This window comes from Microbacterium sp. Se5.02b (assembly GCF_019464375.1).
GTDB lineage: Bacteria > Actinomycetota > Actinomycetes > Actinomycetales > Microbacteriaceae > Microbacterium.
Genome location: NZ_CP080491.1, coordinates 1,355,173 through 1,380,110, shown reverse-complemented (window position 1 = coordinate 1,380,110; position 24,938 = coordinate 1,355,173). Strand labels below are relative to the sequence as shown.

Here is a 24,938-nt window from a genome sequence, read left to right as displayed (position 1 = left end):
TCTGAGGCACAGAAGAACTACTCCTCGGAGTCGGGAATTTGGCGTACGGGAACGCGCGCCGATCGGATGCGCCGGGCAGCTGCGGTGACGCCAAGCGCTATCAGGATACCAGGCAGAGTGAGCGCGATGAGCGGCAGGGTACCGTAGCGCAGTGAATCCGCGCTGGGAAGCAACGGGGAACCGGGCTCGCTCGGCGCGTCGGCCGCCGGAAGAGGCGGCACGGCGACCGGCGTCGTCGTGGGCACCGGCTCCGGCTCGGGCTCCGCATCCGCTCGACGGAAGAATCGGATCCACTCGGCCAGGTCCCCCATCGGGTTGACGCTCACGGGTGCGACGTCGGCGGAGATCGCGGCTGCCGCGTCGACGAGTCCGTACCCGTAGAGCGGGTCCTGGGGCTTGATCGCGTCCGGCACCGGGATCGCCGTCTTGATGATGCGGTTGATGACGTCGATCGCCTTGATGTCGGGGTGGGCGGAGCGGATCAGAGCCGCGACGCCCGCGACGATCGGAGCAGCTCCGCTGGTGCCGCGCCATCTCGCGACCTCGCCGTCGGCGGAGACGCCGAGCAGTCCCTCGCTGGGTGCCGAGATCCCGATCGTGATGCCCTGGGTGGACGCCTCGACGCTCGCGGTGCCCGTCTGGTCGACGCCGCCCACCGTGAGCACCCCGGGGATCGTCGCGGGCGCGCCGATGATGTTCGTGCCGCTCCCGCGGTTCCCCGCCGCGACCACCACCACGACGTCGTGCTCGAACGCATAGAGGAACGCGTCGTCCCAGCTCTCGTCCCAGTCGAGCGTGTTCGTCGTGAACGAGAGATTGATGATGTCGGCGCCGTTGTCGACGGCCCAGCGCATGCCCTTGGCGACCTGCTCCGTGAAGGGTACGGCTGCGGCGGCGCCGAATCCGACCGAGATCGACAGCAGATCGGCCTCCGGAGCCACCCCGATCATGCCGGTGCCGTCCGCTGCGCCACGGCCTGCGGCGAGCGAGGCCACCCACGATCCGTGGTTCCCGTCGATCGCGCCGAGCGGCGTGCGGCCGTCCGGTGTGCCGGCTCCGGACACATCGGTGCCGCCGACCACCGCATCGCCGAACACCCCGGGCACCTTGCCGATACCCGTGTCGATCACCGCGATCGTGACGCCTTCTCCGCGCGTGGTCTGCCACGCCTCCCGGATCCTCGCGCCGTCGAGCCAGTACTCCGCCGCGCGCGTCGGATCCGCCGGATCATCCGGGATCGGCGGCGGCGTCGCCGACGCGCCGAGGAGCGCGACGGACGCTGCCACCACCACCATGGCGGCAGCGCTGCGCAGCGTCCGACGCGCGGTCATGCCGAGGGCGCCGACTCATCACGCGTCGCCGCACCGGGGTCTTCGCACCGGCAGACCATCGGCGACCAGGACGACCGCGCCAGGGCAGCGTCGCCGATCGGGTTCACGCCGGGCCCCGCGGCGAGCGCATGTCCTGCCAGCGCATGCAGGCACTTCACGCGCGTGGGCATGCCTCCTGCCGAGATGCCGTCGATCTCGGAGACGTCACCGAACTGCGCCCGGTCGGCGAGATACGCCTCATGGGCGGCGAGGTAGGCCGCAGCCACGTCCTCGTCGTCGGTGAGGAGCGCCGCGAGCTCCGGCATCACCTGCGTGGCTTCCAGAGTCGACATCGCAGCCGTGGCCGCAGGATGCGTCAGGTAATAGAACGTCGGGAACGGCGTGCCGTCCGGAAGGCGCGGAGTCGTCGCGACCACTGTCGGGTTGCCGCAGGTGCACCGGGCCGCGATGCCGACGACGCCGCGAGCGGGACGACCGAGCTGGGCCGATACGACAGCGAGCTCGGCGGGCGTGGGGGCGGGGAACGGCGGCGTGGTCACCCCTCCAGCGTAGGGGAGCCGCCCGGGAGGATGCTCCGAGCCGGTCGTCAGGGAGCGACGGCAGCCGTGCCGCTCAGCCCCGTCGAGACGAGGGTCTTCAGCAGCTGCGGCATCCAGTCGGAGGGCTTCTCCTCGAGTGTGTCGCTGACGGGCTCCTGCTCGCGCGGCAGAGCCGAGGGATCGAGGTCGTTGTCGATCAGGTAGACGACCTCGCCGGGTTTGACGTAGTAGAGACGCTCGCGGGCCTGGGTCGTGATGTACGCCGGGTCGTTCCAGCGCTCTCGTTCGGAGACGAGCGCCGCGATCTCCGCTTCGCTCACCTGCACCGAGGCCTCGAGCGCCGCGATCTTCTGTCGCTGATCGATGAAGGTGCCGAGCGTCGGGACCAGCACCCAGGCGCCGAGGACCACCAGGGAGAGCATGATCACGGAGAACGCGGACAGGCGGATGCCCGCTGTCCATTCCCGTACATCGACCCTGGCACTCGCGCCGCCACGCGCGCGGGACGGCTTCGCGGCAGATCTGGTCGTCGAAGACGCCTTCGGGGTCGTCGACCCCACGGGCCGCTGCCCCTTCGGCGCCGGAGACGGCGAAGGAGGAGCCGGTCGTCGTGCCACGGCTCCTCCTTCGTCAGACCGCTGCGCGGCGGGGTTTCCCGCATCCGCGCCGGCGGTTCATCGTGTGTCTCAGCGGCGCTCAGGCCCGGTAGCGCGGGAACGCCGAACGACCCGCGAAGACCGCGGCATCACCCAGCTCCTCCTCGATGCGCAGAAGCTGATTGTACTTCGCGACGCGCTCGCTGCGCGCAGGCGCACCCGCCTTGATCTGACCCGCGTTCGTGGCGACCACCAGGTCGGCGATCGTGGTGTCCTCGGTCTCGCCCGAGCGGTGCGAGAGCATCGCCGTGTAGCCGGAGCGCTGCGCGAGGCTGACCGCGTCGAACGTCTCGGTGAGCGTGCCGATCTGGTTGACCTTCACGAGCAGCGAGTTGGCGACGCCGCGCTCGATCCCGTCGGCGAGGCGCTGCGGGTTGGTGACGAACAGGTCGTCGCCGACCAGCTGGACCTTGGAGCCCAGAGCGTCGGTGAGGTGCTTCCAGTTGTCCCAGTCGTCCTCGGCGAGCGCGTCTTCGATCGTGACGATCGGGAAGTCGTTGACCAGGCCGACGTAGTACTCGGTGAGCGCGGCGGCGTCCCAGTCCTTGTTGTCGAGGCGGTACACGCCGTCCGTGAAGAACTCGGTCGCCGCGACGTCGAGGCCGAGGGCGATGTCGGTGCCCGGCGTGAAGCCGGCCTTCTCGATCGCCTTCACCAGGAAGTCCAGACCCTCGCGGTTGCTGGGCAGGTCGGGGGCGAAGCCGCCCTCGTCGCCGAGACCGGTCGCGTAGCCGGCGGCCTTCAGCTCGGCACGCAGCACGTGGTAGGTCTCGACGCCCCAGCGCAGGGCCTCGGAGTACGTCTCGGCGCCGATCGGAGCCAGGAAGAACTCCTGCATGTCGATGCCGTTGTCGGCGTGCTCGCCGCCGTTGATGACGTTGAACAGCGGAACGGGCAGCACGTGCGCGTTCGGGCCGCCCAGGTAGCGGAACAGCGGCAGGTCGGCCGAGTCGGCGGCGGCCTTGGCGACCGCGAGGCTGACGCCGAGGATGGCGTTGGCGCCGACGCGCTTCTTGTTGTCGGTGCCGTCGACCTCGATCAGGATCTCGTCGACGATGCGCTGCTCGCTCGCCTCGACGCCCTCGATCGCCGGGCCCAGCTCGTCGATGATGGCCTCGACGGCCTTGAGCACACCCTTTCCTCCGTAGCGGCTCTTGTCGCCGTCGCGGAGCTCGTACGCCTCGAACGCGCCGGTGGATGCCCCGGACGGGACGGCGGCCCGCTGCACGATGCCGTCGTCGAGGAGGACCTCCACCTCGACGGTCGGGTTACCGCGCGAGTCGAGAATCTCGCGTGCGCCTACAGCCTCGATCAGTGCCACTGATGTGCTCCTTGCTCAGGGGGAAAACGTGGTGTGGAGCGTCGTCGATCCGCGCCCAGTCTAGCCCGCCGTCCGACGGCTTCAGAGAGGCGCCGGACGGGACGACGTCGGTCAGACGACGACAGCTATCGCGAAGCCGTCCCACCCCTTCGCACCCACGGTCTGCAACGCCGTGGCGTCGAACCGCGGGTCCTCCCCCAGCATCCGGAGTCCCTCCCGCGTGCCGATCACCTTGGAGTCGGCGGTGTCGTCACGGACGATCTCACCGTCGCGCCCGATGTTGTCCAGCACGATCACGGTGCCGGGGTGGCCGAGCTTCGCCGCCCAGTCGAGGTAGATGGTGTTGGATTCCTTGTCGGCGTCGATGAACACCAGATCGAAGCCGCCGACGAGTGTGGGCAGCACCTCCGCGCCGCGCCCGATCCGGATGTCCACGCGGTCGCCCACACCCGCGGCATCGATGCTCGCGCGCGCGAGCATCGCATTGTCGGACTCTGCCTCGACCGTCACCACCCGCCCTTCCGGACCGACAGCACGCGCGAGCCAGATCGTGGAGTAGCCGCCGAGCGTGCCGATCTCGAGCACGCGGCGCGCGCCGCTGATGCGCACCAGCAGGTTGAGGAGCTTTCCCGCCACGGGCGCGACTTCGATCGCGGGCAGACCGGCAGCACGCTGTGCGGCGAGCGCCGCCTCGAGTGGGGCATCAGGACCGACGAGCGTGTCGGCGAGGAACGAGTCGGTCAGGGACCAGGCTGCAGGAGAGGAATCCATGACCTCAGCCAACCCCCGCCGCCCCGGCCCGTCAAGACCGCGGCGGCGAGAGCAGACGCCCCTGCGCGTCGGCGAGCTCGGGCTGCGTGCGGAACTGTCCGGTCAGCACCAGGACGAGCGTGACCACGGCGATCACGATCCATGCCGCGACGCCGAGAGGCCCGGCCAGCGCCATGTCGGGTTGCGTGGCCGCGACGACCACGACGAGGCCGGCAGCGGCGTTGAGCGCTCCATGCGCCAGCACGGCGGGCCACACTGACGCCGACCGCAGGCGCAGCCAACCGAGCAGGATGCCCCACGCCACGCATCCGCCGATCATGAACAGCACTCCCGAGATGTCGGTGCGACCGAAGTTGTACCCGAGCAGGATGATCGGGCTGTGCCAGAACCCCCAGATGACGCCGCTCAGGATCAGGGCCGGCCAGGTGCCGAGCGGTCGGAGCGCCGGCACCAGCCATCCGCGCCAGCCGATCTCCTCACCGAAGGCGAAGACGCTGTTGAACAACGCCCCGAGAGGGATCATCGCGAACTGCGCGAACACGAGCAGGCCCATCGGAGGCAGCGGCGCACCGGCGGGGAGGGCCTTCTCGATCTCGGCCGCGAACGCGGAGAACGCGAAGTCCAGCTGCACGAAGCCGAGGCCGGCGGCGACGAGCACGCTCGCGACGACGATCACCGGCGGCACGAGCCAGCCCGCCACCATCAGCCAGATGACGCGCTTGGCCGGGCGCAGCGGCCACACTCCGAGGAACCGTGCGCGCTCCCCGCGGGCGGGAACCCTCATCAGGAAGGTGACGACGAGCACCGCGACCGCCGGGGTGAACATGATGACCGGCAGCAGCACGACGGCGGCCGGCTCGGCGAGACCGTCACCGAGCCACAGCGGCAGAGCCACGACCCACGCCAGGGCGCAGGCCACGATCACGAAGACGATCACCGCGGGCCACGGCACGCGTCTGGTCTGGGGGTCGAGTCGTTCACTGCTTCGCCTCTCTCGTCTGGTCGGGCTTCGTGCCCGGGGTTCTCGTGCCGTCCACATAGGCCTGCAGCAGCGCGGCCGCCTCCTCCGCGCCGTCGATCGTGGCGATAAACGGCCGACGGTCACGACGCGACACCTCGATCGCGGACCCGCGTCGCATGACGATCCCGTTCCTGCCGTCGACCGAGATGCGCCAACCCCAACCGCCGAACTCCCCGAACGGCGAGATCTCGACCGCACGGGCGGATTCGACCTCGGCGAGCGGGATGCGGATCCGCGGCCATCCCAGCAGCGACCGCGCCGCGAAGCCCTCCGGGGTGACGCGCACACGGAACGACGAGGTCGCCAGGAGCGCGAAAGCCACGAAGATCACGACCAGGACGACGATCCAGGCCCCCTCGACCCCGGCGATCAACATGAAGGCGGCGAGCGCCACGAGGCCCAGCTGCACGAGGACGAGGAAGACCAGTGGTCCGCGGGGCATGGATGTGGTCCCCACCCAGACGACGCGCTCGCCCTGCGCGACCGCGACGCTGTGCCGGGGCTCGAGGGTGCGCCCCTGTTCTGCGCGGACGCGCGGTTGGACGATCCACGCGACGGCGCTCACCACGACCAGCGCCGCGAAGCAGAGCGCCATGATCCCGCCGATGCCCGGCACGTCAGAGGGGTCTGTCAGGTCGCGCTGCATGGCGAGGGATCCGAGGCACATGACCGCCGCGAAGACGGCCATCCCGGCCGCAAGCGCACCCATCAGTCGGGCCGCGCCGCCCCAGTGGGCGCCGACCGACGCGAGAGTGGTGACGGCCATCAGCAGCGGCAGCACGAGTCCGACGCCGATCAGGAGCCAGACATAGGTCGACGGCGGGCCGAAGCCGTCGGCCCCGTTCACGCCCCAGTGCGTCGCGACCTGCTCCGGCAGTCCCGGCAGCCACGAGATCAGCACCAGGAGCGCGACCGCGGTGATCACGACCGGGACGACGACCGCCACGATCAGGAAGGTCAGACGTGCGCGTCGCAGGAGCCGAGGCGGGGTTCGGGTGAGGTCGTGCGTAGTCATGGCGAGTCCTCCTCGCGGCTCTCGGGCTTCATGGGGGCGGGTCGGGGTGCGGACACATCGCGGTGCGCGTGAACGATGCCGGCGAGCGTGTCTGCGGAGACGCCGAGGGCTGCCGCACGTCGCACCAGGAGATCGATCTCGTGCGCGAGTTCAGCGAGGGGTGCGGCGGTCGCGGCGATGACTGCTCCCCTGCCTCTGCGCAGGTCCACGAGCCCTCGTCGCGCAGTCGCTGATAGGCGTGGAGCACCGTGTGCTGGTTGATGTCCAGCGCTTCCGCGACGTCGCGCGCGGCCGGCAGTCGATCGCCCGGCGCGAGGATGCCGGCGAGGATATCGGAGCGGACGGACGCCGCGACTTGGTCGAAGAGTGCGCGCGGGCTGTCGGGGTCGACGCGGATGAGCATCCGATCCTCCTCTCAGGGAATCGCTACTTATTCTATATGAACTAGAACAACTGTGGCAACCCTCCACACGTCTTCGTCTCCCTCGGCCCGATCGTCCACACTGACCTCATGCGCATCACTCCCCGTCGTCTCGCGATCGGCATGAGCCTGTGGATTCCCAACCTCTTCAGCGGCATCCGGGTGCGCCGCTTCAGTGAGGACTGGACACACGCCGCGGTCGAACTGCACGTCAACGTGTTCACCCGCAACTACGTCAAGACCGCGTTCGGCGGATCGATGTCGGCCATGACCGACCCGTACTTCTTCATGCTCGTGATGCATCAGCTCGGGCGAGATCACGTCGTGTGGGACACCCGCGGCGAGATCGAGTTCCTCAAGCCGGGGCGCGGCGTGCTGACGGCGGAGTTCGAGGTGTCGAAGGAGAAGGCGGACGAGATCCGCGAGCGCGCGCGCGGCGGAGCGAAGGTGCTGGAGTGGTTCGAGACGGTCATCACCGACCGCGAGGGCGACGTGGTCGCGAAGGTGCGTCGCGAGGTGTACATCCGCGAGAAGAAGCGGGTCACCGCAGCCCGGAGCTGACCACGGGCGCGAGCGTGGACGCCCTCGCGACCAGAGCAGGGGCGAGCCGCATCGTCCCGTGCGCGGTCGTCGCTCCCGACACCAGGCCGAGAACGAGCTCGAGTGCCGCGCGTCCGCTCTCCTCGAACGGCTGCCTGACGGTCGTGAGATCGAGTGCTGCTGCGACCTCGCCGTCGTCGTAGCCGACCACGGCGAGCGGGGCGGTTCCGTGGTCGGCGCGCAGTGCTGCCAGCACCGCGACGGCGAACTGGTCGTGGTTCGCAACGATCGCCGTCGCTCCGGCCGCCCTGGCCGCGGCGATCACCCGCCCGTCGACCGCGGACGGATCGGCGACCGCCAGATCGGTCATGGCCAGGTGCTGCGTCAGCCCCTCGACCCTGAGCATCCCCGCCGACACGTACGCCGGCGAGCGCTGCGGCTCGTGTACGAAGAGGACACGGCGATGCCCCAGCCCGACGAGGTGGCGGCCGATCTGAGCCCCGCCGTCGCGGTCGTCGACGAGGACGACGGGGCCACCGACGTCGGAACGCGTCGGCACGACGTCGACGTAGACGACCGGGATGCGTGCCGCTCTGCTCGCCCGCCGCGCAGCTCCGCCGAGCGGAACACCCATCACCACGAGACCGGTGACATCCGTGCGCGTCGGCAGCACGTCGAGCAGCGGCTCATCCGCCGCCGCGGCCGAATCGAGGTCGTACGGGATGATGTCGACCGCGGCATCCCTGGCCCGACGGAGCATTCCGGACAGGCGGCGCAGATACGACGGATACGTGGTGAACGGGGCGGCGACCGCGACACGGGCCGCTCCCACGCGCCGCCCCTGCGTCATGCGATACCCGAGCGCTGTGGCCGCGGCGACGATGCGCTCGCGGGTCTCCGGTCGCACCCGATGCGGAGCACTCACCGCCAGCGACACGGTGGAGATGCTCACTCCCGCCCGCTGAGCGACGTCGTAGATGGTGACCCGTCCCGGTCGTGCGCGCATGCTCTGACTTCCTTCTTCATCGAAGTTCTTCGATTGCCAAGACTAGGGCGGAAGTCGGAGGCGGGGTACCCGCCGGCGAGGAACACATCGAAGGAGATGCGATGCCGACAGCACGAACCCGATTCCGGCGCCCCGCGCTCGACAACGCGGTGGCGGCGTGGGAGGAGCGGGTCGCTCCGCTGCTCGACGAGGAACCCGGTGACCCGGCGGGGCGACGTCGGGTCGCCGCGAGGAACGACGACGCCGTCAGCGCGGCACTCGGGATCACGCCTCTGCCCACGGCGTCCGAGGAGCACATCGTCGCGGTCGACGGGCACCCCGATGTGCGCGTCCGGGTGTACTGGCCCGGTGCGGAGCGCACACCGTCGGGGAGCGGCCTGCCCGTGCTGGTGTACTTCTACGGCGGCGGATTCACGATCGCCGGGATCGACTGGGTCTCCTGGGATGCCCGCCTCCGGAGCAGAGCACGGGATGCGGGCATCGTGATCGTCGCGGCCGACTATGCGCACGCGCCGGAGCGGAGATTCCCCACTCAGCCGGAGCAGTGCTGGTCGGCGTTCGAATGGACTCGCGCCCATGCGGAGCAGCTCGGAGCCTCGCGCAACCGGATCGCCGTGGGCGGAGCGTCCTCGGGGGCGACCTCGCCGCCGCCGTGACGCTCATGAACAGGGATCGCTCCGCCCACCCGATCGCACTGCAGCTGCTGGAGAACCCCGCCCTCGATCTCACGATGGGACACGCGGACATGAGCGGCATCGACGCGAGGATGCCCGGGGTCATCGTGCGCGCCGCCGGCCGCACGCTGGTGCGGCAGTACCTCGGCGACGACTCCGCGACCGCCCGCCGACCGTACGCCTCGCCGCTGCTGGCCGCATCGCACGAGGGTCTCCCGCCCGCAGTGATCCTCACCTCCGAGCTCGACCCCCTGCGCGGCGACGGGGAGGCCTATGCGCGGGCGCTCTCCGCCGCGGGTGTACCGGTGACCGCGATGCGCTTCATCGGTCAGACCCACGGATCTCTGGGCTCGACCGGGTTCGTGCCCGCCGCGGACGCCGCGCACCGCATCGTCGTCTCCGAACTGCGCACCCTGCACGAAGGTTCCAGGGCATGAGCGACCATGACCAGGGCCGACCGCCGATGAGTCCGGAGATCCAGGAGTGGATCCAGCGCATCCGCGAACACTCCGCGACTCTCCCCGACCTGGACTCCCCGAGATGGGTGCGCGCCGTCGGGCGCAGCGCGAGCTGAGCGATCTCCTCGCCGTCGAGTTCACCGAACCGGTCCCCGCGGGCGTGGAGATCGACGACCTCACGATCGCCGGCGGAGGGGGTCCGCTGCGAGCCCGTCGTTTCCGCCCCGCATCCGTGATCGGCGCGCTTCCCACGATCGTCTGGCTGCACGGCGGCGGCTGGACGGGCGGCACGATCGACGAGCTCCTCAACGACCGCCTCTGCGCAGACCGCGCACTGCGCTCCGGTGTCCAGATCATCGCGCTCGAGTACCGGCTCGCGCCCGAGCACCCGTTCCCGGCTCCGGTCGACGACGCCGTCGCGGCGCTGGCCGACCTGCGCGAGCGCGCCGACGGTCTCGGGGTCGATGCGGAGCGACTCGGCATCGGCGGCAATTCCGCCGGGGCGACGATCGCCGCGACGACGGCGCTGCGCCAGCGCGACATCGGCGCACCGCTGCATCATCAGACCCTCGAGGTGCTGCCGGCGGCACTGCGGATCGTCGGCGCGTCGATGGGTCGCCTTCTGCTTCCCGCGGAGAAGGAGAGCGTCGAACGGCTCGCCGACACCTATCGCGCCGGGGCTCCGCTCGCCGAGGCGTCGCCGTTGGACGCCCCCGAACACCGAGGGCTCGCTCCCGCACTCATCCTCGCCGCCGAGTTCGATCCCCTCAGGGACGGCGCCACCGCCTACGCCGACACCCTGCGGCGAGCGGGCGTCCCCGTCGTGCTGCGCATCGGTCGCGGCCACGATCACGCGTCCCCCGGTCTCACCGCCCGCTGGGATAGTGCGCGGCGGTGGCGTGACGTCTTCGTCGCCGAGCTCGCCGACGCCTACCGGACGCGCCGCGCGAGCGCCGAACCCGACGAGCATCGTCGGAGTTCGCGCATGACCAGCCCCACCCCGACCGAGACCAGGAGACGATGATGTCCACCCACGCAGTCGACCCTGTCTTCCCCGCGGACCCCACGCCGCCGCCCACTGCGGACGCGATTCCCGGCCGACGCCAGAGCCGATGGTTCTGGATCTGCTTCGTCCTGGGATGGCTCGGATCCGGCATCGCCCAAGGCGTCGCCAGCGTGGCGGTCCCCCAGCTGCTCAAGGAGTGGGACCCTGGTCAGGCGACAGGCAACCTCAGCATCATCCTGACATTCGGCGGCGCCGCCATCCTCGTCACGACACCCATCTTCGGGCGCCTCAGCGACCGCTCGATGTCGCGGCTCGGCATCCGCCGCCCCTGGATCCTCTCCGGATCGCTGATCGCCCTCGCGGGATACGCGGTACAGGCCACCGCCCCCTCGCTCCTCCTGCTCGGTGTCGGCACGATCCTCGTCCTCGTGGGCTGGGGAGCGGTGTCGATGACCGTCCACACGCTGTTCGCCGACCAGATCCGTCGAAGCATCCGTGCCATCATGTCGGCCGTCACCGGCGCCGCCACCGCGATCGGAATCCTGGGAGGTGTCTCCCTCGCGGGCATCGTCGCCCCGGCGGGCCAGATCGGCATGTTCCTGATCCCCGGGGCCCTCTCCGTCCTCCTGGCGATCACGTTGTTCTTCACGCTGAAGGACATCCGTCGGCTGGGGCCCGCCGAACCGATGGACTGGAGCGGCGTGCTGGCGACCTTCTGGCTGAGCCCGCGCCGCTACCCCGACTTCGCCTGGGCGTGGGTATGCCGCTTCTTCATGACGGCATCGATCGTGTCGGTCACGAGCTACCTCTACCTCACGATCTCCGGACGCTTCGGCATCGACGACCCGACGGCGATCGCCGCGGTGCAGACGCAGGCGACGGCGGCGTTCACCCTGATGAACCTCGTAATGGCTTTCGTCTTCGGCGTGATCTCTGATCGGACGGGGCGTCGCAAACCGAGTGTCATCATCGGCGCTCTCGCGAGCGCGGGCGGACTGGTCCTGGCGATCTCGTTCGGCGACATCGCGTTCTTCCTCGTCGGGATCGCTGTCGTCGGGGCCGGACAGGGCGCCTACATCGCGGCTGATGTCGCCTTGATGACGGAGTGCCTCCCCTCCGTCGAAGACGCGGGCAAGGACCTCGGGATCGTGGCCCTCGCCTATCTGCTGCCCGGCATCCTCGTGCCCGCCTTCGGATTCTTCGCGACGCGCATAGGCTCACCGACAGGTGAGAACTTCGGGGCGCTCTACGTCGGCGCCGTCGCGATGGCGGTGATCGCCGCATTCGCGGTCACCAGAGTGAAAGGTGTGCGATGACCGATGCTCCCCGCCTCAGCGGCGCGGCCCGCCGCGAGTACCGGCGCCTGACCCGAGCCGCGGACATGCCTGAGCCGACGCACCGGAGCGTCATCAGGACACCCGACATCCCGGTCGCCGCGGACGACGGCACCTCGCTTCTCACCGACCACTGGCATGCCGAGGGTGCCGGCGAGCACACGGTGCTGATCCGCACCCCCTATGGGCGAGACGGCATCGCCGGGGTCGCCCTGTTCCTCGCAGAACGCGGACACCACGTGGTGGTGCAGAGCTGTCGCGGGACGTTCGGGTCGGGCGGGAGCTTCGATCCGCTCCACGACGAGGTCGACGACGGACAGGCGACGATGCGGTGGCTGCGCGCACAGTCGTGGGCGGCCGGGCGCGTGCACTCCTGGGGCGGCAGCTACTTCGGCGTGACCCAGTGGGCATACTGCGACGGCGCCGACCGCCCCGACGCGATGGGCATCGCGATCTCGGCACGCTGCTTCGACGACGCGATCCTGTACCCGGGCGGCGGATTCTCGATCGACACTCCGCTCACGTGGGCCTACGTCCTCGACATGCAGGAACGGTCCCTGCCGGCGAAGGCCCGGGCGCTGCTGCGTGCCCGCCGCGGGTTTCGACGCGGCGCGCTCGCGATACCACCCGCGGACGCAGTGCGGGTGGCGCGCGGCGCCGACCCGCAGTTCTTCCGCGACTGGGTCGAGCACAGCGACCAGGGCGACCCCTGGTGGAACCCGATGCACTTCGCGCAGGACATCGACACCGTCCCGCCCGTCACCCTGGTCGCCGGGTGGCAGGACCTGTTCCTGGTCGGTCAGCTCGCCGATCATGCCGCACTCCGCGATGCCGGACGCCCGGTGCGCCTGATCATCGGCGACTGGGTCCACGGAGCACCGGAGATCACCGTGATCGGCGTCCGCGAGGCGCTGCGGTCGTTCACACCGGACGCTCGCACGGAAGGCGTGCACCTCGAGGTGACCGGCGGAGGCGGGTGGCAGGAGCTGAACAGCTGGCCCCCGCCGCACGCCACGGTCACCGCCGCGCTCACGGCAGACGGCAGACTCGACCTCAGCGGCGCCGAAAGCCCCGCCGCCGCCGCCACCTATCGCTATGACCCCGCGGATCCGACACCGGATGCCGGCGGTAGAACCCTCAATCCGTTCTCTGCAGGACGTCGCAGACAGCGCGCCCGCGAACGCCGCCGGGACGTGCTCGTCTTCACCGGCGCCCCCCTCCCGGACGACCTCGTGGTCATCGGAGCACCGGAGATCACACTGTCCTTCGCATCGACGAACCCCCGGGCGGACCTGTTCGTGCGGCTGTGCGAAGTCGATTCTCGAGGCGTCTCGCGGGCACTCACCGACGGATATCGACGGCTCTCCCCGGAAGCGGCCGGAAACGACGCCGACGACACACGCTCCCACGACGCTGGTCGGGTGACGCTCGAACTCGCCCCGCTCGCCCACCGCTTCGCCGCCGGGTCGCGCATGCGCGTGCAGGTGTCCTCCGGTGCGCATCCTCTGCATCTGCGCAATTCCGGGACGGACGATCCGGTCAGGGACCATTCGCGACTGATCCCCAGCGATCAGATCCTGCACGTGGGCGGCTCGACCCCGGCGCTCCTCGCTCTGCCGGCACAAGGGACGGTCTCGGGGAGCGAGCCCTCGCGTCACCCGCCGTTCACCGCCGCGTGCCACGATGACGGAATGCCTCTCGCGCGACGACTGACACTCGGGGATGCCGTCGCCATCGGTCTCGGCTCCATGATCGGCGCCGGCGTGTTCGCCGTATGGGCACCGGCGGTCGGTGTCGCCGGAAGCGGCATCCTCATCGCCCTCGCGATCGCCGCCGTCGTCGCGTACTGCAACGCCGCCGCATCGGCGCAGCTCGCCGCCGTGCATCCCGTCGCCGGGGGACGTACGCATACGCCCGCGCCGAGATCGGACCGTGGTGGGGGTTCGTGGCCGGGTGGAGCTTCGTGATCGGCAAGATCGCCAGCTGCGCCGCGATGGCCATGACCTTCGCCGCCTATGCGGCCCCCGCCGGGTGGCAGGTGCCGGTCGCCGTGGCAGCCGTCGCCGCGCTCGCCACGGTGAACTGCTTCGGTGTCACTCGCACGGCGCTGCTCACCCGCATCCTGGTCGTCTGCTCGCTGCTCGGCCTCGCGATCGCCGTCGGATTCGGGTTCGGCGCGGCGTCTGCATCGACACCGACGCCGCTGCCCGATGCCACGGCATACGGTGTGCTGCAGGGGCCGGCCTGCTGTTCTTCGCCTTCGCCGGGTACGCGCATCGCGACCATGGGCGAGGAGGTGGTCGACCCCGCGAAGACCATTCCGCGCGCGATCGGCCTCGCCCTCGCTGGCGCGGTCGTCGTCTACACGCTCGTCGGCATCGCGGTCATCCTGGTCCTCGGCGGGGACGCGATCGGCTCGACAGCGCCGCTGGTCGACCTGCTCGACGCGGCAGATGCCTCGGCATGGGCTCCGGTCGTCCGCGTGGCCGCCGCCGCCGCCTCGCTGGGCGCGCTGCTGGCCCTGCTGACCGGGATCGGTCGGACGACTCTCGCCATGGCACGGGAGAGCGACGTCCCGAGGTTCCTCGCCACGATCGACGAGCGCCACCACGTGCCGCAGCGCGCCGAGATCATGATCGCCGTCATCGTGATCGCGATCGTCCTCCTCGCCGATCTGCGAGGGGCGATCGGATTCTCGTCGTTCGGCGTGCTGCTGTACTACCTGATCGCGAACGCGGCAGCTTTCCGGCAGACAGGGCCTGCGCGCCGCTACCCCCGCGCTCTCCAGGTGCTCGGAGCGCTCGGGTGCCTCGTGCTGGTGAGCACCCTTCCGATCCTCGCCTCCAGCATCGGCGCCGGCGTCGTCCTGCTCGGCGTGGGCTATCGGATGCTGCGACTCCGGCTCACCCACGCCTGAGGTCAGCGGTTCGACTCCGCGCGATACACGCGAGGCGCGATGCCGAGCACCGTGCGGAAGTCACGCGTGAGATGCGCGTGATCGGCATATCCGAGTTCGGCGGCGATCGAGGCGAGATCGATCCCCGGCTCGTCGCGCACCCGCTGCGCCGCCTCCTGCAGACGCCGACGCCGGATCATCGCGGCCGGCGAGAGACCGACATGGCGGTGCGTCATCCGCTGCAGGGTCCGCACCGAGACGGCCAGCCGCGTCGCGGCCTCCTCCGGAGTCAGGGCCGCGTCGTCTCCCATCAAGACCTCCATGAGCGCGTTCGCCTGTCGCGCCGGCGCATCCACCTGCCCCGCCCGCTCCACCAGCCAGCGGGCGAAGGCGGCGACCGCACGCTCACGGCGCCCGTCACCGGTCGCCATGGCCCCGGCGACGGCGTCTCGCAGGCCGGACACCCCGGCGGTGACGAGCACGCGCTCGCCGTCGACCAGGGAGGAAGGATCGTCGCTCAGCGCGGCGACCGCGGCGGGGCGCAGCAGTGCGCCGACGGCCCACCCCTTCCCTCGCAGATCGCGGTGGGACGCACGGGTGGTCGCTCCCGACAGGGTCACCGTCTCGGCGTCGACGACGAGGTTGAGGGCCGGATACGCGACGATCTCCTGCCGCGAGGAGCGGCCAGGATCGATGTCCCACTCCGGGATCCAGAACCACGCGACGAGTTCCGCGACCTCGACCGGCGCGGGCAGCCGATGGAACTCCGGAAGCCGCGCCGGATAGAGCACGCCGCGTGTGGGGTCCACCATGCGCCCAGCGTAGGCGCCCGCACCGACATCGGAAGGTTGTCGCGGATCTTCAAGTCGCCGCCATGCCGTGCGACCTAGCGTGGCGACATGACCGACGACAGCACGACGACCCCCACCTCCACGACCGGCGCGAACGGGCGTTACACGACCGACGGCCGTCCGAACGGAGCCACCTCGCTCACGCCCTTCCTCGCCATCGCGGACGCGAAGCAGGCGATCGATTTCTACCGCGACGTCTTCGGCGCCCGAGTCATCGACGTGACCGAGTTCGGCGGCGTCGTCGCGCACGCCGACCTCGACTTCGGACTCGGGCTGCTCCAGCTCGGAGAGCCGAACCCCGATTACCACCTCGTCCGCGCACCCGGAGGAGAGGACGACTGCTACTCGATGGGCCTGTACGTCTCCGATGTCGATGCCGTCGTGGAGAGGGCCGTCGCGGCAGGAGCCACCGTGCGCGAGGCACCGGCCCCCTTCGTCTCGGGTGACCGCTTCGCGAGCATCCGTGATCCGTTCGGGGTGCGCTGGTCGGTCATGACCCGCGTCGAGGACATCTCCGAGGAGGAGAGCAGCCGCCGGGTGACGGAGTGGGCGGCGTCGTTCAGCGCGGCACCGGCAGACGGCTCGAGCTGAGAGACCTCTCGGCCGCCCGGCACACGGCGGGCAGCAGCGCTTCGGCCGTGCGGCGGTAGCCCAGCGCGCTCGGGTGGAAGCGGTCGAGACTGAACATGGCCTCCGGCTCGTCGAAGAACATCGGCCCGACCGCGCGGCGCAGGTCGACCGGCTCGGCGTCGGCCCGTCGCGCCGTCTCGTCCTGGATCTCGGAGAGACGGCGGGACAGGCTGGACGCGATCCGACGGAGCGGCTGCGGCACCGCACGCAGCGCACCGAGGTCCGGGCACGTCCCCACGACGACCTCTGCCCCCATCGCTCGGAGCCTCCGGATCGTCTCGTGCAGATGCTGTGCCGACAGTGCCACCGGCAGCCGATGCGTCACGTCGTTGCCCCCGACGACGATCACGGCCACGTGCGGGCGGTACTCCCCGGGGAGGGTGTCGAGCTGTCCCGGCAGATCGGGCGACTCCGCGCCGACGACGGCCGCCGTGCGCAGTCGTACCGGCCGATGCATCCGGCGTCCTGCCGCCTTGGCCAGACGGCCCCCGAGTGTCTCCTTGCGGTGTTCGGCGCCGAGGCCCGCGGCTATCGAATCCCCGAGCAGCAGCAGCTCGAGCGGCTCGCCGTCGAGGGCGCGCCGCCAGACACGATCGGCATCCAGGGACTCCTCCCCAGCGGCTTCCCGATCCGCCGGCGGGCGAGGGCCGCCTGCTGCACGAGGACGAGACGGATGCCGCCGAGCACCGCTGCGGCGGCGAGCGCCACGACGACCGGGATGCGGATACGACTCACGCCCCGATTCCACCCCGCCACCGTGAACGCGACGTGAACGCCCGCCCGAGGTCGCGTTCGCGGGGTGCCCCGCCGGGAGCGCGCACACGTCGGGAGCGCGCACACATGTCGGACGGAACGGCGACGAGTCCCCCGACAACCGCGCATCCTCCCGACGGGTGTCCGGAAGATGCCCGGTCCGGCCGGGTCAGGAGAGCGGCTTGACCTCGAGGTCGCCTGTTCCGGCGGAGACGGTCGCGAACGCCGTGTAGCCGTCGGCGGCCGACCGCTCGAGCAGCGCCTTGACGTTCTTGGTGCGTCGCTCGAGCCGCACCCTGGCACCGCCCGCGATGAGCGTGGCCTTGTGCCGGACGAGCTCCGCGACCGGCACATCGGCATCGTGGATGAGCACGACCGCCCGCGCACCCGCGTCGGCCTCCTCGGCGATCAGGTCGACCAGACGCTCGAAGCCGAGGGAGAAGCCGACAGCCGGGACCTGCTGCCCGAGGAAGCGGCCGATCATGCCGTCGTAGCGTCCGCCGCCCCCGAGCGAGTATCCGACCGAGGGGTGCGCCAGCTCGAAGATGGTGCCCGTGTAGTAGCCCATGCCCCGCACGAGGAACGGGTCGAAGACGAGGGGATGTCGCTCTGGCCTCGGCCTGCCGCGACGGCCTCGCCGATGCCCACGAGGTGCTCGACGAGTTCGGCGGGCGCACCGTCGGGCAGCGCCTTGCGGATCTGCCGCTCGCCGAACGGGTGGTACTCCATGGTCTGGGGACGTCGGAGGAAGGCGTCGAACGCATCGGCGGCCGCGGTCGAGGCACTGCGCTCGCGGAGCTCGGCGGCGACCCCCTCGGGCCCGATCTTGTCGAGCTTGTCGATCGTGATGAGAACGCCGGGGCGCTCGGCCTCGCTGAATCCGAAGCTGTCGAGCATCCAGTCGAGCACCCGCCGGTCGTTGATGCGCACCGTCGCACCCTCGAGACCCAGCGCGTCGACGGCGTCGAGCGAGGCGACCATCAGCTCCGCTTCGGCCCGCGCGGAGTCGTCGCCCATGATGTCGATGTCGCACTGCACGAACTGCCGGTAGCGTCCCTTCTGCGGCCGCTCCGCGCGCCAGACCGGTCCGATCTGGATCGAGCGGAAGACGGCGGGGAGCTGGGCCCGGTTGCTGGCGTAGAAACGCGCGAGCGGCACCGTCAGGTCGTAGCGCAGCCCGAGATCGGAGAGCGCGGCGGGATCGTCGGCGGCGGCACGGATCGCATCGGCGTCGAGGCCCCGGCGCAGGATGTTGTACGACAGCTTCTCGTTGTCGCCGCCGATGCCGGCGTGCAGGCGGCTGTACTCCTCGACGACAGGCGTCTCGATCTCGTCGAAGCCGTGCGCGAGGTAGCGCTCACGGATGACGGAGAGCACGCGCTCACGGCGAGCCTTGTCGGCGGGGAGGATGTCGCGCATGCCGCGCGGCGGGTTCACAGTAGCCACCCGTCCATCTTCCCAGGTCGGCCGGTGCCGTCGCGCCGAGCGTCAGGATGCGGCTTCGGCGGCGCGCACGTCGTCTTCCAGCACGCGCAGCCGCTCGCGCAGAGCACGCTCCGCATCCCAGCCCCGAGCCCGCGCGGTCGAGACCAGAGCCAGCAGCGCCTCTCCCAGCTCGGCCTCGGACTCCGGCGCCGCCGACGACGGAACCGGAGCCACCGCCACACCGGCTCCCGCCGCGCGCCCGGCGAGCTTCTGTGCGAGCGCGAGGGCGGGCATCCCCCGCGGCACGCCGTCGAGGACGCTGCTGCGGGTCCGCTTCTCGGCTGCCTTCGCCGCGTTCCAGTGCACCAGCACCTGCTCCGGGGTCTCGGCGACCTCGCCGGCGAAGACGTGCGGATGCCGACGCACCATCTTCTCGGTCAGCGTGCGGGCCACATCGTCGATGTCGAACGGGTCGTCCGGGTCCTGCGCCGCGATCGCCGCATGGAACAGCACCTGCCAGAGCAGATCGCCGAGTTCCTCGCGAAGGTCGTCGCGGGTGCCGGCCTCGACGGCGTCGATCACCTCGTGCGACTCCTCGATCAGATACGGCACGAGGTCGCGGTGCGTGATCCGCTGCGACCAGACGCAGCGCTCTCGGACCGCGTGCATGGTGTCGGCGGCGATGCGGAGCGGATCATCCGCATCCGCACGATTCTCGGGCTGCGAGCTCACGCGTCCTCCTCGGTGATCGGGATCCGGGTCACGCGCTCACGAGGAGGCGGATGCCACCCGACGGTACCAGCGCGCCCGCAGCGACACGACGAAAGCGGAGAGGACGAGCGCGATCAACGAGCCGACCAGGACGCCGAGGATCGCCTGGTCGCGGATCCCGCCGTCGCTCGCGAAGGCCAGGTTCGCCAGCAGCAGGGACACCGTGAAGCCGATGCCGCCGAGCGTGCCGGCCGCGAGGATGTCGGCGAACGGCAGGGCGGGCTCCGCACCTTTCGGACGGATCCGCATCGCGAGCCAGCCGAACAGCGAGATGCCGATGATCTTGCCCACCGGAAGCGCGACGACGATGGCCCAGAACGCGGGCGACAACTGCGTGGGCGAGAGCGCGGGGATCACGACGAAAGCCGCGACGAAGGCGAAGATCGGCAGGATCGCGCCGTTCACGGTGGGTTCGAGCGCATGACGGGTGCGTCCGGCCGGCACCGGGGACATCACGAGCCCCAGCATCACCCCGGCGATCGTGGCGTGGATACCCGACGAGGCGACCAGACCCCAGGTGACGACACCGACCACGGCCATCGCGACCGCGATCAGCGGGTGCCCCTTCGCGTGCAGGAGGCGGCTGAGCGCCCAGAACGCCGCGACGCCGACGATGGCGAGACCGAGCTGCAACCACTGCACGTCGCCGGCGAAGAGGACCGCGATGAAGATGATGCCGATGATGTCGTCGAGGATGGCGAGGGCGAGCAGGAACACCCGGACACGCGAGGGCAGGCCCCGGCCGAACATCGCCAGCACGCCGAGGGCGAAGGCGATGTCGGTGGCTGTGGGGATCGGCCACCCGGAGGCCGTCGACGGGTCGCCGCCGGCGATCAGCAGGTACACCGCGATCGGCACGAGCACGCCCCCGCTCGCAGCGATCGCGGGCTGCACGGCCTTGCGCGGCGAGTCGAGTTCACCGTGGGTCAGCTCGTGGCGCAGCTCGATGGCGACGACGAGGAAGAAGACCGCGAGGAGCCCGTCCGACACCCAGTGCGCGATCGACAGGTCGAGATCGGTGCCGGGTACCGCGATGTGGAAGTCGAGGAACGCCGCGAGGCCGTCGTGCGTCGGCAGGTTCGCGAACAGGAGACCGAGCCCTGCGGCGACGAGGAGGAGGACAGCGGGGAACTGCTGCCCGCGGAGGGGGTTCGCTGAGATGCGCATCCCTTCCATCGTAGGTCGGGACTCGTCGCCGCGGTCGCCATCGATCCGCGCGGGACGCCCTCGTGCGTCATGCGTGCAGGACTCCCCCGCGACGCGGGATACTCTCGAGGAGTGACCCCCGCACATTCTTTTTCCGAGCCGACGAACACCGAGGCGATCCGTGTGATCGGCCGCTTCGAAGCAGGCCAGGGCATCCCCGATGCCATGCGCACCGACGTCCGCATGCTCGGCCAGCTGCTCGGCCAGGTGCTGCGCGAGGCCGGCGGCGAAGACCTCTTCGACGATGTCGAGCGCCTGCGCCTCGCGACCATCCAGGCCTACGAGGACGAGACGTCCGACGCGTTCGAGCGCGCAGCGGCGATCGCCGAATCGTTCACGGTCGCTCGGGCCGACGAGGTCGCTCGCGCCTTCACCTGCTACTTCCACCTGGTGAACCTCGCCGAGGAGCATCAGCGCGTGCGCGTGCTCCGCGAGCGAGCGGGACAGCCGGGGCGGGAGGACGCCGCGGACACGGTCGCCACCGCCTACGCGCGTCTGCGCACCGAGGTCGGCCCGGAAGAGGCGCGCCGTCGCCTGGACGGTCTGCGCTTCCACCCCGTGTTCACCGCGCATCCGACCGAGGCCCGGCGCCGCGCGGTCTCGTCCAGCATCCGCCGTCTCTCCGAACTCCTGACCCAGCACGACGCGGCGAGCACCGGCGGTGCCGAGGAGCACCGCGCGCGCCGACGGATGCTGGAGGAGATCGACACGCTCTGGCGCACGGCGCCGCTGCGGTCGCAGAAGCCCTCCCCGACCGACGAGGTGCGCACCGTGATGGGAGTGTTCGACGAGACGCTCTTCACGACGGTGCCGCACGTGTACCGCCGCATCGACGATGCCCTGCGTGGCGAGGACTCGGGCGCCAGTGCCCCGATCGTCCCCGCGTTCGTCCGCATCGGCTCCTGGGTGGGCGGCGACCGGGACGGCAACCCGTTCGTCACGGCGTCCGTGACCAGGGAGGCGTCGCAGATCGCGGCCGACCATGTGCTGCGAGGTCTCGAACGTGCCATCGACCGCATCGGCCGTACGCTGACGCTCGCCGCCGACGACACACCGCCCAGTGCCGCGGTCGTCTCCCTGTGGGAGCGGTTCGCCGCCACCGAGTCCGACCTGGCAGCGGACCTCGCCACCCGCTCCCCCGACGAGCCGCATCGCCGCGTGCTCCTCGTGCTGGCGCGTCGGGTCGCCGCCACTCGACGCGGTGACGCCGAACGGGGATACACACGCCCGGAAGAGCTGCTCGCCGATCTGCGTGCCGTGCAGTCGTCGCTCGCGGATGCCGGAGCCACGCGTCACGCGTTCGGCGGCGTGCAGCATCTGATCTGGCAGGTCGAGACGTACGGCTTCCACCTCACCGAGCTCGAGGTGCGTCAGCACTCGCAGGTGCATGCGAAGGCACTGGCCGAGCTCGACGCGGGCGAGGCCATCAGCGCGCAGACCGAGGAGGTGCTGGAGGTGTTCCGCGCGATCGCGGAGATCCAGCGCGACCGTGGTTCACGCGCGGCCGGGCGGTACGTGGTGTCGTTCACCCAGGCCGCATCCGATCTCGCCAACGTCCATCGCCTGGCCCGCTATGCGCTCGGCGACGATGCGCCCGTGCTCGACGTGGTCCCGCTGTTCGAGACCTTCGCCGACCTGCAGGCCGCTCCCGGCATCCTCGCGGAGGCGGTGACGTTCCCGGAGTTCCGCGAGCGCATGGCCGCGACCGGCAACCGCCTCGAGGTCATGCTCGGCTACTCGGACTCGTCGAAGGACGTCGGCCCTGTCGCGGCGAACCTGGCCCTGTACGAGGCGCAGGAGAAGATCGCACGCTGGGCGCAGGAGTCCCGCATCGAACTGACCCTCTTCCACGGTCGGGGCGGTGCTCTCGGCCGCGGTGGCGGCCCCGCGAACTCCGCGATCCTCGCGCAGCCGCCGCACTCGGTCGACGGCCGCTTCAAGCTCACCGAGCAGGGTGAGGTCATCTTCGCCCGTTACGGCGAGCCCGCGATCGCGATGCGGCACATCGATCAGGTCGCCGCGGCGACCCTGCTCGCGTCGTCGCCCACCGAGGAGGCACGCACCAGCCGCGCGGCCGAGCGCTACGCCGAGGTCGCCTCGATCATGGACGCCGCCTCCCGCGAGCGCTTCTTCTCGCTGGTCAAGGCGGAGGGGTTCGCGCCCTGGTTCGCCACCGTGACGCCGCTGGAGGAGATCGGGCTGCTCGCGCTCGGCTCGCGTCCGGCCCGCCGCGGGCTCTCAGTGGAGTCGCTCGAAGATCTGCGCGCGATCCCCTGGGTGTTCGCGTGGACGCAGGCGCGGATCAACCTCGCCGGATGGTTCGGGCTCGGTACAGCGCTCGACGCCGTCGGCGACGCGGAGCTTCTCACCGAGGCGTATCGCGAGTGGCCGTTGCTGCGCACCATGATCGACAACGTGGCCATGAGCCTCGCCAAGACCGACGAGCGCATCGCCCGCCAGTACCTGGCTCTCGGCGACCGCGACGATCTGGCTCAGCTCGTGCTGGACGAGCTCGCGGTCACGCGGCGCTGGGTGATCCGCCTCACCGGCGGCGAGGGCCTGTTGGAGAACAAGCCCGTCCTCCAGCGCGCCGTGCAGTTGCGAAGCCCCTATGTCGACGCGCTGTCGCTCCTGCAGCTCCGTGCGCTCCGGGCGCTGCGCTCCGCGACAGACGGACCGACGGGTTCGGGCGCCGACGGCGAGCAGCAGCGGCTGCTCCTGCTCTCGGTCAGCGGCGTCGCGGCGGGGCTCCAGAACACCGGATGACCGGCATACCGTGCGGCCGCGTGCGTGACCCGCATTCGGCCGCCGCTAGAGTGAAATCTCGCGCCGACTCCGGCGAAGCCTCACGCGACACGATCGCCTGCACCACCATCCCCCACCAGAAAGCCACTCCCGCGTGACCGCTACGACTGCTGACTTCCACCCGCTCGCCGCCTCCGTGCAGCCCGTCTTCGACACGGTGCTGACCCGCAGCCCGTACGAGCCGGAGTTCCACCAGGCCGTCCACGAGGTGCTGCACTCCATCGCGCCCGTCCTGGAGCAGCGGCCAGAGTACGTCGACGGCGGCATCCTCGAACGCCTCGTCGAGCCCGAGCGCCAGATCCTCTTCCGGGTGCCGTGGATCGACGACTCCGGAAAGCTGCAGGTCAACCGCGGCTACCGCATCCAGTTCTCCTCCGTGCTCGGACCCTACAAGGGCGGGCTGCGGTTCCACCCCTCGGTGAACCTGTCGATCATCAAGTTCCTCGGCTTCGAGCAGATCTTCAAGAACGCACTGACCGGTCAGGGCATCGGCGGCGGCAAGGGCGGCTCCGACTTCGATCCGCACGGCAAGTCCGACGCCGAGGTCATGCGCTTCTGCCAGTCGTTCATGAACGAGCTCTACCGCCACCTCGGCGAGCACACCGACGTCCCCGCGGGCGACATCGGCGTCGGCGGCCGCGAGATCGGCTACCTCTTCGGCCAGTACCGCAAGGTCACCAACCGTCACGAGTCGGGCATGTTCACCGGCAAGGGCACCGGTTGGGGCGGTGCGGAGGTGCGCACAGAGGCCACCGGGTACGGTGCGGTGTTCTTCGCGCAGGAGATGCTCGCAGTGCACAACGACTCCCTCACCGGCAAGCGCGTCGGCATCTCCGGCTCGGGCAACGTGGCGATCTACGCGATCCAGAAGGCCACCCAGCTCGGTGCGACCGCGGTGACGGCATCCGACTCCTCCGGCTACGTCGTCGACGACGCCGGCATCGACGTGGATCTGCTCCGCCAGCTCAAGGAGGTCGAGCGCGCCCGCATCGTCGAGTACGCGAACCGCCGTCCGGGCGCCCGCTTCGTCGAAGGCGGCAGCGTCTGGGAGGTCCCGGTCGACATCGCCGTGCCGTCGGCGACGCAGAACGAGGTCGCCCTCGCCGACGCCGAGGCGTTGATCGCGAACGGTGTCCGTGCCGTGTCGGAGGGCGCGAACATGCCCTGCGTGCCCGAGGCCGTCGAGGCCTTCCAGAAGGCCGGCGTGCTGTTCGCCCCCGGCAAGGCCGCCAACGCCGGCGGCGTCGCGACCTCCGCGCTGGAGATGAGCCAGAACGCCTCCCGCCAGCGCTGGACCTTCGCCGACAGCGAGAACAAGCTGCGCGAGATCATGGCCGACATCCACGACGCCGCCTTCGATGCGGCAGAGCGTCACGGCGTCGGCGGAGACTACGTCGCCGGCGCCAACATCGCCGGCTTCGAGCGCGTCGCCGCCGCGATGCTCGCCCAGGGCGTCATCTGACCCGGACTCGCCATCGCTCGCGCGCGCCCTCGCGTGAGGGGCATGA

Annotated in this window: 23 protein-coding genes and 2 pseudogenes; 10 read left to right on the top strand and 15 right to left on the bottom strand. The window is 70.6% G+C overall.

The window, feature by feature from the left end:
* Nucleotides 1-17: 17 nt before the first annotated feature.
* From K1X59_RS06885 to K1X59_RS06850, 8 genes are all read right to left on the bottom strand, one after another.
* On the bottom strand, nt 18-1,331 hold the full coding sequence (locus K1X59_RS06885) for a S8 family serine peptidase (RefSeq protein ID WP_183152262.1): 1,314 nt from the start codon (nt 1,329-1,331) through the stop codon (nt 18-20).
* Nucleotides 1,328-1,870: a DUF501 domain-containing protein gene (locus K1X59_RS06880; RefSeq protein WP_183152261.1), complete on the bottom strand. Its 543-nt coding sequence runs from the start codon at nt 1,868-1,870 to the stop codon at nt 1,328-1,330. The genes K1X59_RS06885 and K1X59_RS06880 overlap by 4 nt, the downstream gene beginning before the upstream one ends.
* A gap of 47 nt (nt 1,871-1,917) precedes the next feature.
* Nucleotides 1,918-2,487, bottom strand: a complete 570-nt coding sequence (locus tag K1X59_RS06875) for a septum formation initiator family protein (RefSeq protein WP_244632481.1) — start codon at nt 2,485-2,487, stop codon at nt 1,918-1,920.
* Nucleotides 2,488-2,566: 79 nt separating this feature from the next.
* Complete coding sequence (eno, locus tag K1X59_RS06870; protein ID WP_183152260.1) at nt 2,567-3,847, bottom strand: phosphopyruvate hydratase; 1,281 nt, start codon at nt 3,845-3,847, stop codon at nt 2,567-2,569.
* A gap of 111 nt (nt 3,848-3,958) precedes the next feature.
* Complete coding sequence (locus tag K1X59_RS06865) at nt 3,959-4,618, bottom strand: O-methyltransferase (RefSeq protein ID WP_183152259.1); 660 nt, start codon at nt 4,616-4,618, stop codon at nt 3,959-3,961.
* 31 nt (nt 4,619-4,649) lie between these two features.
* A complete protein-coding gene (locus K1X59_RS06860; RefSeq protein WP_244632480.1) occupies nt 4,650-5,570 on the bottom strand; it encodes a CPBP family intramembrane glutamic endopeptidase in 921 nt (306 codons plus the stop codon).
* A 25-nt stretch (nt 5,571-5,595) separates the two neighbouring features.
* The gene (locus K1X59_RS06855; RefSeq protein ID WP_220174075.1) at nt 5,596-6,654 is read right to left on the bottom strand and encodes a DUF1648 domain-containing protein; all 1,059 of its coding nucleotides are present in this window, start codon (nt 6,652-6,654) and stop codon (nt 5,596-5,598) included.
* A gap of 28 nt (nt 6,655-6,682) precedes the next feature.
* Nucleotides 6,683-7,057, bottom strand: a complete 375-nt coding sequence (locus K1X59_RS06850) for a GntR family transcriptional regulator (RefSeq protein ID WP_396652578.1) — start codon at nt 7,055-7,057, stop codon at nt 6,683-6,685.
* 108 nt (nt 7,058-7,165) lie between these two features.
* Between K1X59_RS06850 and K1X59_RS06845 the strand changes: the two genes are divergently transcribed.
* Nucleotides 7,166-7,636 carry a DUF4442 domain-containing protein gene (locus K1X59_RS06845; RefSeq protein WP_183152256.1) on the top strand — a complete coding sequence of 157 codons (471 nt, stop codon included), beginning with the start codon at nt 7,166-7,168 and terminating at the stop codon, nt 7,634-7,636.
* On the opposite strand, the gene K1X59_RS06840 is transcribed toward K1X59_RS06845, so the two are convergent.
* Nucleotides 7,617-8,621, bottom strand: a complete 1,005-nt coding sequence (locus tag K1X59_RS06840) for a LacI family DNA-binding transcriptional regulator (protein WP_183152255.1) — start codon at nt 8,619-8,621, stop codon at nt 7,617-7,619. The two genes, K1X59_RS06845 and K1X59_RS06840, sit on opposite strands and share 20 nt — an antisense overlap.
* Before the next feature lie 101 nt (nt 8,622-8,722).
* Between K1X59_RS06840 and K1X59_RS22795 the strand changes: the two are divergent.
* The 6 genes and pseudogenes from K1X59_RS22795 to K1X59_RS06810 all read left to right on the top strand — a co-directional run bounded on the left by K1X59_RS22795 (nt 8,723) and on the right by K1X59_RS06810 (nt 15,010).
* Nucleotides 8,723-9,732 (top strand): annotated as a pseudogene (locus K1X59_RS22795) (alpha/beta hydrolase).
* Complete coding sequence (locus K1X59_RS06830; RefSeq protein WP_183152254.1) at nt 9,729-9,869, top strand: hypothetical protein; 141 nt, start codon at nt 9,729-9,731, stop codon at nt 9,867-9,869. Before K1X59_RS22795 ends, K1X59_RS06830 begins: the two are co-directional and overlap by 4 nt.
* Nucleotides 9,836-10,777 carry an alpha/beta hydrolase fold domain-containing protein gene (locus K1X59_RS06825; protein WP_220174074.1) on the top strand — a complete coding sequence of 314 codons (942 nt, stop codon included), beginning with the start codon at nt 9,836-9,838 and terminating at the stop codon, nt 10,775-10,777. The genes K1X59_RS06830 and K1X59_RS06825 overlap by 34 nt, the downstream gene beginning before the upstream one ends.
* On the top strand, nt 10,777-12,075 hold the full coding sequence (locus tag K1X59_RS06820; RefSeq protein WP_183152252.1) for an MFS transporter: 1,299 nt from the start codon (nt 10,777-10,779) through the stop codon (nt 12,073-12,075). The genes K1X59_RS06825 and K1X59_RS06820 overlap by 1 nt, the downstream gene beginning before the upstream one ends.
* Nucleotides 12,072-14,060 (top strand): CocE/NonD family hydrolase, encoded by a 1,989-nt coding sequence (locus K1X59_RS06815; protein ID WP_258567140.1) that lies wholly within the window; start codon nt 12,072-12,074, stop codon nt 14,058-14,060. The genes K1X59_RS06820 and K1X59_RS06815 overlap by 4 nt, the downstream gene beginning before the upstream one ends.
* Entirely contained in the window at nt 14,039-15,010 is a 972-nt protein-coding gene (locus K1X59_RS06810; RefSeq protein WP_258567139.1) for an APC family permease, read from the top strand. Before K1X59_RS06815 ends, K1X59_RS06810 begins: the two co-directional genes overlap by 22 nt.
* Nucleotides 15,011-15,012: 2 nt before the next feature.
* Here K1X59_RS06810 and K1X59_RS06805 read toward each other — a convergent pair whose 3' ends face one another.
* Complete coding sequence (locus K1X59_RS06805) at nt 15,013-15,801, bottom strand: helix-turn-helix domain-containing protein (RefSeq protein WP_183152251.1); 789 nt, start codon at nt 15,799-15,801, stop codon at nt 15,013-15,015.
* A gap of 87 nt (nt 15,802-15,888) precedes the next feature.
* Here K1X59_RS06805 and K1X59_RS06800 point away from each other — a divergent pair, with 87 nt between their 5' ends.
* Nucleotides 15,889-16,431 carry a glyoxalase/bleomycin resistance/extradiol dioxygenase family protein gene (locus tag K1X59_RS06800; RefSeq protein WP_220174073.1) on the top strand — a complete coding sequence of 181 codons (543 nt, stop codon included), beginning with the start codon at nt 15,889-15,891 and terminating at the stop codon, nt 16,429-16,431.
* Here the strand turns inward: K1X59_RS06800 and K1X59_RS06795 are convergent.
* From K1X59_RS06795 to nhaA, 5 genes and pseudogenes are all read right to left on the bottom strand, one after another.
* The gene (locus K1X59_RS06795) at nt 16,400-17,002 is read right to left on the bottom strand and encodes an SGNH/GDSL hydrolase family protein (protein WP_244632658.1); all 603 of its coding nucleotides are present in this window, start codon (nt 17,000-17,002) and stop codon (nt 16,400-16,402) included. The genes K1X59_RS06800 and K1X59_RS06795 overlap by 32 nt on opposite strands.
* Entirely contained in the window at nt 16,999-17,205 is a 207-nt protein-coding gene (locus K1X59_RS21080) for a hypothetical protein (RefSeq protein WP_258567272.1), read from the bottom strand. Before K1X59_RS21080 ends, K1X59_RS06795 begins: the two co-directional genes overlap by 4 nt.
* Nucleotides 17,206-17,392: 187 nt before the next feature.
* Nucleotides 17,393-18,642, bottom strand: a pseudogene (hisS, locus tag K1X59_RS06790) (histidine--tRNA ligase).
* Nucleotides 18,643-18,711: 69 nt separating this feature from the next.
* Nucleotides 18,712-19,317 carry a MazG family protein gene (locus tag K1X59_RS06785; RefSeq protein WP_258567261.1) on the bottom strand — a complete coding sequence of 202 codons (606 nt, stop codon included), beginning with the start codon at nt 19,315-19,317 and terminating at the stop codon, nt 18,712-18,714.
* Between the two features lie 99 nt (nt 19,318-19,416).
* Nucleotides 19,417-20,586, bottom strand: coding sequence for a Na+/H+ antiporter NhaA (gene nhaA, locus K1X59_RS06780; protein WP_220174071.1), 1,170 nt, complete (start codon nt 20,584-20,586; stop codon nt 19,417-19,419).
* Nucleotides 20,587-20,697: 111 nt separating this feature from the next.
* Between nhaA and K1X59_RS06775 the strand changes: the two genes are divergently transcribed.
* Both K1X59_RS06775 and gdhA read left to right on the top strand, forming a co-directional pair.
* A complete protein-coding gene (locus tag K1X59_RS06775) occupies nt 20,698-23,391 on the top strand; it encodes a phosphoenolpyruvate carboxylase (RefSeq protein ID WP_183152249.1) in 2,694 nt (897 codons plus the stop codon).
* Between the two features lie 133 nt (nt 23,392-23,524).
* The gene (gene gdhA / locus K1X59_RS06770) at nt 23,525-24,892 is read left to right on the top strand and encodes an NADP-specific glutamate dehydrogenase (protein WP_183152248.1); all 1,368 of its coding nucleotides are present in this window, start codon (nt 23,525-23,527) and stop codon (nt 24,890-24,892) included.
* Nucleotides 24,893-24,938 lie beyond the last annotated feature (46 nt).

What these genes read in the sequence shown, in the direction of transcription:
- nhaA (WP_220174071.1), bottom strand. Translation starts at nt 20,586, where the DNA reads ATGCGCATCTCAGCGAACCCCCTCCGCGGGCAGCAGTTCCCCGCTGTC.
- K1X59_RS06850 (WP_396652578.1), bottom strand. Translation starts at nt 7,057, where the DNA reads ATGCTCATCCGCGTCGACCCCGACAGCCCGCGCGCACTCTTCGACCAA.
- K1X59_RS06855 (WP_220174075.1), bottom strand. Translation starts at nt 6,654, where the DNA reads ATGACTACGCACGACCTCACCCGAACCCCGCCTCGGCTCCTGCGACGC.
- K1X59_RS06840 (WP_183152255.1), bottom strand. Translation starts at nt 8,621, where the DNA reads ATGCGCGCACGACCGGGACGGGTCACCATCTACGACGTCGCTCAGCGG.
- K1X59_RS06865 (WP_183152259.1), bottom strand. Translation starts at nt 4,618, where the DNA reads ATGGATTCCTCTCCTGCAGCCTGGTCCCTGACCGACTCGTTCCTCGCC.
- K1X59_RS06815 (WP_258567140.1), top strand. Translation starts at nt 12,072, where the DNA reads ATGACCGATGCTCCCCGCCTCAGCGGCGCGGCCCGCCGCGAGTACCGG.
- K1X59_RS06820 (WP_183152252.1), top strand. Translation starts at nt 10,777, where the DNA reads ATGTCCACCCACGCAGTCGACCCTGTCTTCCCCGCGGACCCCACGCCG.
- K1X59_RS06800 (WP_220174073.1), top strand. Translation starts at nt 15,889, where the DNA reads ATGACCGACGACAGCACGACGACCCCCACCTCCACGACCGGCGCGAAC.
- K1X59_RS06825 (WP_220174074.1), top strand. Translation starts at nt 9,836, where the DNA reads ATGGGTGCGCGCCGTCGGGCGCAGCGCGAGCTGAGCGATCTCCTCGCC.
- K1X59_RS06885 (WP_183152262.1), bottom strand. Translation starts at nt 1,331, where the DNA reads ATGACCGCGCGTCGGACGCTGCGCAGCGCTGCCGCCATGGTGGTGGTG.
- K1X59_RS06845 (WP_183152256.1), top strand. Translation starts at nt 7,166, where the DNA reads ATGCGCATCACTCCCCGTCGTCTCGCGATCGGCATGAGCCTGTGGATT.
- K1X59_RS06830 (WP_183152254.1), top strand. Translation starts at nt 9,729, where the DNA reads ATGAGCGACCATGACCAGGGCCGACCGCCGATGAGTCCGGAGATCCAG.
- K1X59_RS06805 (WP_183152251.1), bottom strand. Translation starts at nt 15,801, where the DNA reads ATGGTGGACCCCACACGCGGCGTGCTCTATCCGGCGCGGCTTCCGGAG.
- K1X59_RS06785 (WP_258567261.1), bottom strand. Translation starts at nt 19,317, where the DNA reads ATGCACGCGGTCCGAGAGCGCTGCGTCTGGTCGCAGCGGATCACGCAC.